This is a genomic window from Myxococcus sp. CA039A (assembly GCF_013336645.1).
Lineage (GTDB): Bacteria > Myxococcota > Myxococcia > Myxococcales > Myxococcaceae > Myxococcus > Myxococcus llanfairpwllgwyngyllgogerychwyrndrobwllllantysiliogogogochensis.
This window is the reverse complement of record NZ_JABUMQ010000475.1, coordinates 1-6249: the sequence shown is the minus strand read 5'-3', so window position 1 is coordinate 6249 and position 6249 is coordinate 1. Positions and strand designations below refer to the sequence as shown.

The following is a 6249-nucleotide window of genomic DNA, read 5'->3' as shown; positions in this document are numbered from 1 at the left end:
CCGCCGTGCAGCCCCCCGCCGCCGAGGGCGAGTCCGTTACCCGTGACGACCTGGAGGCCACCAAGCAGGAGCTGCGCGGAGAGATTCGCGCGGAGGCCGCCAAGCAGTCCCTCAACGGCGAGGAGTGGAGCGAGGAGTACCCGGAGGAGAAGCGCAAGCTGGAGGTCTTCACGCTCGACGGCTACTTCCGCCTGCGCCCCACGCTCTTCTACAAGTTCGACCTGGGCAAGGTCCCCGGCCAGGAGATCTTCCCCGCCGTGTCGGGCCGCCGGGGCGAGAACACCCAGTCCTTCGCGACCATGCGCCTGCGCCTGGACCCCACGTTCAACGTGTCCGAGCAGGTGAAGATCAAGCTCCAGGTGGATGGCCTGGACAACGTGGTGATGGGCTCCACGCCGGACTCGCTCTACCCGGGCGACCAGCGCAACCTGTTCACCATCTTCTCCGAGGACCAGGAGTCGCTGGGCGACACGCTGTCGGACTCCATCAAGCTGCGCCGCGCCTATGGCGAGGTGAACACGCCGGTGGGCATCCTGCGCTTCGGTCGCATGGGCAGCCAATGGGGTCTGGGCATGCTGCGCAACGACGGCAACTGCTTCGACTGCGACTACGGCGACACGGTGGACCGCATCCAGTTCGTCACCGAGCCCTTCGCGGGCTGGTACGTGACGCCCATGCTGGACTTCAACTCCGAGGGCTCGCAGTACCGGGGCGGCGCCCAGGGTGAGCCGGTGGACCTGACGCAGGCCGATGACGCCCACAGCTGGGTGCTGGCCATCGCCCGCCGGGACACGGATGCGCAGATCCGCTCCAAGCTGGACAACAACCAGGGCGTGCTCCAGTACGGCCTGCACTTCGCGTGGCGTACGCAGAACTACGACAACGTGAAGGACGCCAACAACCAGCCCACGGGCGCCTTCATCCCCCGCGATGCCTCGCTGTACATCCCGGACCTGTGGCTGCGCTACGAGGAGCGCAACTGGCGCCTGGAGTTCGAACTGGCGGCGGTGCTCGGCACCATCGGCAACCGCGCGCTCGCGGCGAATCAGACGACGTTCGACCAGAGCCTGCGCGTCGCGCAGTTCGGCGGCGTGGCCCAGGGCGAGGTGAAGGTGGCGGACAACAAGCTGACGCTGGGGCTGGAGCTGGGCTTCGCCTCTGGTGACAAGGCGCCGGGCTTCGGCAACTACCCGGGGCGTAAAGGCTCGGGCACCAACGACTACACCAACCCGGGTGACGTGGAAGGTCCTCAGTACCGCTGCGACGGCGGCGGCTGCTCCGACTCCGCCATCCGCAACTTCCGCTTCAACCGCGACTACCGCATCGACCTCATCCTCTGGCGCGAGCTGATTGGCGGCGTCACCGACGCGTTCTACGTGCGCCCGTCCGTGAAGTACGCGGTGGCGCCGGGCATCGATCTGTATGGCCGCCTCATCTACTCGCAGGCGCTCTACGCGGAGTCGACGCCGTCCTTCACCAGCAAGTCGCTGGGCGTGGAGGTGAACGCGGGCGTGGACTACACCACCGAGGACGGCTTCCTCGCGGGTATCGCCTACGGCATCCTCTTCCCCATGGGCGGTCTGCAGGCCTACACGGATGCCCTGAAGGCGGATCTTGAGACGCCGCACAGCATCCGCGGCTGGCTGGGCGTGAAGTTCTAGCCATGAAGCGCGCCCTCACGTCGCTCGGGGTCGCCACCGTCCTGGTGTTGGGGATGGTGGCGTGCGGCATCAAGGGTCCGGCCAAGCCGCCTCTGGCGGCGCCGGTGCCGGCGACGGAGACCCCTCCGCCGCCGTCGGACACCGCGCCCGTAAGCGTGGAGTCCTCGGGGCCGTCGATTACTCCGACGACGGACGGCGGGGTCCTGACCCCCACCACCATCGTCGACGCTGGGACACCGTGAGCTCCTTTCCGTATCGCAAGGGCGTACTGCACGCGGAGGCGGTGCCGCTGCCCGCCATCGCCGACGCGGTGGGCACGCCCACCTATGTCTATTCCACCGCCGCGCTGACCCAGCACTTCCGCGCGGTGACGGACGCGTTCGCCGACGCACGGCCCCTGGTCTGCTACTCGGTGAAGGCCAACTCCAACCTCGCCATCCTCCGGCTGTTCGCGGGGCTGGGCGGGGGCTTCGACATCGTCTCCGGCGGCGAGCTGGCCCGGGTGCGGCACGCTGGCGGCGAGGCGGCGAAGACGGTGTTCGCGGGCGTGGGCAAGACGCCGGAGGAGATGGAGGCCGCGCTCGCCGCCGGAATCCTCCTCTTCAACGTGGAGAGCGCCGAGGAGCTGGAGGCGCTGGACGCCGTGGGCCGTCGCCTGGGACGCCGCGCGCCGTTCGCGTTGCGCGTCAACCCGGAGGTGGACCCGCGCACGCACCGCTACATCGCCACCGGGTTGAAGACGTCCAAGTTCGGCGTCCCCTTCGAGGAGGCGGTGGACCTCTACGCGCGCTCGAAGAAGATGAAGGGCGTGCGGGCCGCGGGCCTGGACTGCCACATCGGCTCGCAGCTCACCCAGAGCTCGCCCCTGCGCGCGGCGCTCACCAAGGTGGCGGGGCTGTACCAGGCGCTGAAGGCCCAGAAGCACGCGCTGGAGTACCTGGACGTGGGCGGGGGCCTGGGAATCACCTACTCGGACGAGACGCCCCCCTCGGCGGCGGAGTACGCGCGCGTCGTGCTGGACGCGACCAAGGACACCGGCGCGCGGCTGGTGCTGGAGCCGGGACGTTCGCTGGTGGGCAACGCGGGGGTGCTGCTCACGCGCGTGCTCTACCGCAAACAGACGCCCGCCAAACGCTTCGCCGTGGTGGACGCGGGCATGAACGATTTGCTCCGTCCGGCGCTCTACGAAGCCCACCACGCCTTCGTTCCGCTCCTGAAGCGGCGGGGCAAGGCGGTGGAGGTGGACGTCGTGGGGCCGGTGTGTGAGTCCACCGACGTGCTGGCCAGGGCCCGTCCCCTGGTCCTCCCCCAGCCGGGCGAGCTGTATGCCTTCCTCAGCGCCGGGGCTTACGGGATGAGCATGGCTTCTAACTACAATTCCCGTCCCCGCCCGGCCGAGGTGCTGGTGGACGCAGAGGCGTGGCGGGTGGTGAGGGAGCGCGAGCGCACCGAGGATCTCTGGCGCGGCGAGCGGGCCTGAACATATAAGCGCCGGAATGAAGACCTTCGAAGGTTCCATGACGGCGCTCGCGACTCCGTTCCGGAACGGCGCGCTCGACGAGTCGGCTTACCGGGCGCTGGTGCGCCAGCAGATTGAAGGCGGCACCAGCGTGCTCGTGCCCATGGGCACCACGGGCGAATCCGTCACCATGTCGGCCGATGAGCAGGCCCGCGCGGTGCGTGTGGTGGTGGAGGAGGCGAAAGGCCGCGTGCAGGTGCTGGGCGGCGCCGGCTCCAACAACACCGCGGAGGTGATTGCGAGCGTGGGGCGCGTGCGCGACGCGGGAGCGGATGGCTCGCTCATCGTCACGCCGTACTACAACAGGCCCACGCAGGCGGGGCTGGTGGAGCACTTCCGCGCGGTGGCTCGCGCGCATCCGGGCTTCCCGATTGTCGCCTACAACGTCCCGGGCCGCACGGGCGTGGACCTGCTGCCGGAGACGGTGCAGCGGCTGTGCGACTTCCCGGAAGTGGTCGCCATCAAGGAGGCCACCGGCAACATGGCCCGGGCGGTGGACATCCTGGAGAAGTGCGGAGACCGGCTGACGCTCCTGTCCGGCGACGACTTCACCGTGCTGCCCTTCATCGCGTGCGGTGGCAAGGGCGTCATCTCCGTGTCCTCCAACGTCGCGCCCCGGCTGATGGCGGACCTGGTGGCCGCGGGTCGCGCGGGTGACTTCGCCAAGGCGCGTGAGCTGCAGGTGAAGATGAACAACCTGCACCGGCTGCTCTTCGTGGAGTCCAGCCCCATCCCCGTGAAGTGGGGGTTGCACCTGTTGGGCCTCTTCGGGCCGGAAGTCCGCCTGCCGCTGGTGCCGATGACCGCGCCCAACGCGGAGAAGCTCGGCGACGAGCTGCGACTGCTGGGCCTGCTGAAGCACTGAGCGCCACGACACGACACCGAGGAGCGCGGCCACATGATTCGCACCGTCATCACCGGCATCACCGGTCGCATGGGCAGCACGTTGCTGCGTCTGACGCGTGACGCGGAGGACCTCCAGGTGGTGGGCGCCACGGAGCGGCCGGGCAGCGCCGCGGTGGGCCTGGACGCGGGCCTGGCCGCCCGGCTGGGCGCGCTGGAGGTTCAGGTGGTGGATGACCTGGCCCGCGCGCTCGACACGGCGACGGCGGACGTCGTCATCGACTTCACCAGCGCCGAGGTGAGCGTGGCCCACGCGAAGATGTGCGCGGCGCGCGGCGTGGCCTTCGTGTGCGGCTCCACGGGCTTCTCGCCGGAGGCCACGGCGCTCTTGGTGGAGAGCGCGAAGGCGATTCCCATCGTCGCGGCGCCGAACATGTCCGTGGGCGTCAACGTGGTCATCCGCGTGGCCGCGGAGCTGGCGCGGGTGCTGGGACCTGGCTTCGACGTGGAGGTCCTGGAGGCGCACCACCGGATGAAGAAGGACGCGCCCAGCGGCACCGCGCTGCGGCTGGCGGAAGTGCTCGCCTCCGCGCTGGGGCGCACGCAGGACGACCTGGCGTTCGCCCGTCACGGACAGATTGGGGCTCGGCCCCCCAGCGAGATTGGCGTGCAGACGTTGCGGGGCGGGGATGTGGTGGGCGAGCACACCGTGTACTTCTTCGGTGAGGGCGAGCGCATCGAGCTGACGCATCGGGCCACCAGCCGAGACCAGTTCGGCCTGGGAGCGCTGCGCGCGGCGCGCTGGGTGGTGGGCCGCCCTCCGGGGCTGTATGACATGGCCGACGTACTCGGCTTCCAGAGGACTTCATGACGACCGCCCGCTACTGCCGCTTCCTCCACGAAGGCCGTGCGAACCATGGCCGCGTCGAGGGCTCCGAGGTGGTGGTGCTCTCCTCGGCCCCCTGGGTGGGCGGGGTCAAGGACACGGGCATCCGCCGTTCGCTGTCGGCGGTGACGCTGCTGGTTCCCTCGGACGCGTCGAAGGTCGTCTGCATCGGTCAGAACTACCGCAAGCACGCGGAGGAGATGGGCAAGCCCGTCCCCACCGAGCCGCTCATCTTCACCAAGCCCTCCACCGCGCTCAACGGCCCGGGCTCGCCCATCCGCATCCCCAAGGCGAGCCAGGAAGTGCACTACGAGGCGGAGCTGGCGCTCGTCATCGGCGAGCGGCTGAAGAACGCGGACGAGACGACGGCCGCGCGCGCCATCTGGGGCCTGACGTGCTTCAACGACGTCACCGCGCGCGACATCCAGAAGCGTGAGACGCAGCACACCCGCGCCAAGGGCTACGACACCTTCGCGTGCGCGGGCCCGTGGGCGGTGACGGGGCTGTCCCCGTCGGACCTCCAGATTTCCTGCCGGGTGAACGGGCAGGTGCGCCAGGACAGCCGCACGTCGGACATGGTGTTCAGCCCCGCTCGCCTGGTGGCGTTCATCTCCCACATCATGACGCTGCTGCCGGGGGACCTCATCAGCACCGGCACGCCGTCGGGGGTAGGGAAGCTGTCGGCCGGCGACTCGGTCGAGGTCGAAATCGAGGGAATCGGGACGCTGCTCAATCCAGTTGAGATGGAGCCGTGAGCACCATCATCTATGTCGGGTTGGGCTCGAACGAGGGGGACCGCGAATCCCACCTCGTCGCCGCTCTCACCGCGCTGTCCCGCATCGATGCGGTGGCCGTGCTTCGTTGTTCCTCACTCTTCGACAGCGCCCCGGTGGGGCCGCCGCAGCCGCGCTATCTGAACGCGGTGGTGGCGTTGGACTGCGATTTGTCGCCGCAGCGGCTGCTGGTCATCCTTCAGCAGATTGAAAAGGACCTGGGGCGGCGGCGAGAGCAGCGTTGGGGCCCGCGCACCATCGACCTGGACATCCTCTTCTGCGAGGGCCAGGTGGTGGCCGACCCGCACCTTCAGGTTCCCCATCTGGAATTGCACAAGCGTCGCTTCGCCCTGGAGCCGTTGGCGGAGCTGTCGCCTGCCTTGCAGCACCCCGTGCTGGGAATGACGGTGAAGGAGCTCCTCGGGAAACTCGCCCCGCAGGATGTCCGCAGGAGTGAGGCCACCGCGTGGCCCGAAGCGAGCCTGCCGAGCAACGAGACATGAACCTTTCCCTGGCCCTGGCCACCGCGGCGCTGCTCGCCGCCGAGCCTTCCCCGTTGCCCCCTGG

7 protein-coding genes are annotated in these 6249 nt (G+C 69.3%); all 7 read left to right on the top strand.

Features of this window, described 5'->3' with window-relative positions; all coding sequences use genetic code 11:
- The coding region (locus HR086_RS43720; RefSeq protein WP_174468600.1) for a TIGR04551 family protein at positions 1–1661 on the top strand (1661 nt) is incomplete at its 5' end.
- A gap of 2 nt (positions 1662–1663) precedes the next feature.
- Entirely contained in the window at positions 1664–1903 is a 240-nt protein-coding gene (locus HR086_RS43715; RefSeq protein WP_246137320.1) for a hypothetical protein, read from the top strand.
- Positions 1900–3141: a diaminopimelate decarboxylase gene (gene lysA, locus HR086_RS43710; RefSeq protein WP_141644308.1), complete on the top strand. Its 1242-nt coding sequence runs from the start codon at positions 1900–1902 to the stop codon at positions 3139–3141. The genes HR086_RS43715 and lysA overlap by 4 nt, the downstream gene beginning before the upstream one ends.
- Positions 3142–3157: 16 nt before the next feature.
- Positions 3158–4045, top strand: coding sequence for a 4-hydroxy-tetrahydrodipicolinate synthase (gene dapA / locus HR086_RS43705; RefSeq protein ID WP_141644307.1), 888 nt, complete (start codon positions 3158–3160; stop codon positions 4043–4045).
- 33 nt (positions 4046–4078) lie between these two features.
- Positions 4079–4894, top strand: coding sequence for a 4-hydroxy-tetrahydrodipicolinate reductase (dapB, locus tag HR086_RS43700; protein WP_174457548.1), 816 nt, complete (start codon positions 4079–4081; stop codon positions 4892–4894).
- Entirely contained in the window at positions 4891–5664 is a 774-nt protein-coding gene (locus HR086_RS43695) for a fumarylacetoacetate hydrolase family protein (protein ID WP_141644305.1), read from the top strand. Before dapB ends, HR086_RS43695 begins: the two co-directional genes overlap by 4 nt.
- Positions 5661–6185: a 2-amino-4-hydroxy-6-hydroxymethyldihydropteridine diphosphokinase gene (gene folK, locus HR086_RS43690; protein ID WP_141644304.1), complete on the top strand. Its 525-nt coding sequence runs from the start codon at positions 5661–5663 to the stop codon at positions 6183–6185. Before HR086_RS43695 ends, folK begins: the two co-directional genes overlap by 4 nt.
- The last annotated feature ends 64 nt before the right edge of the window (positions 6186–6249 follow it).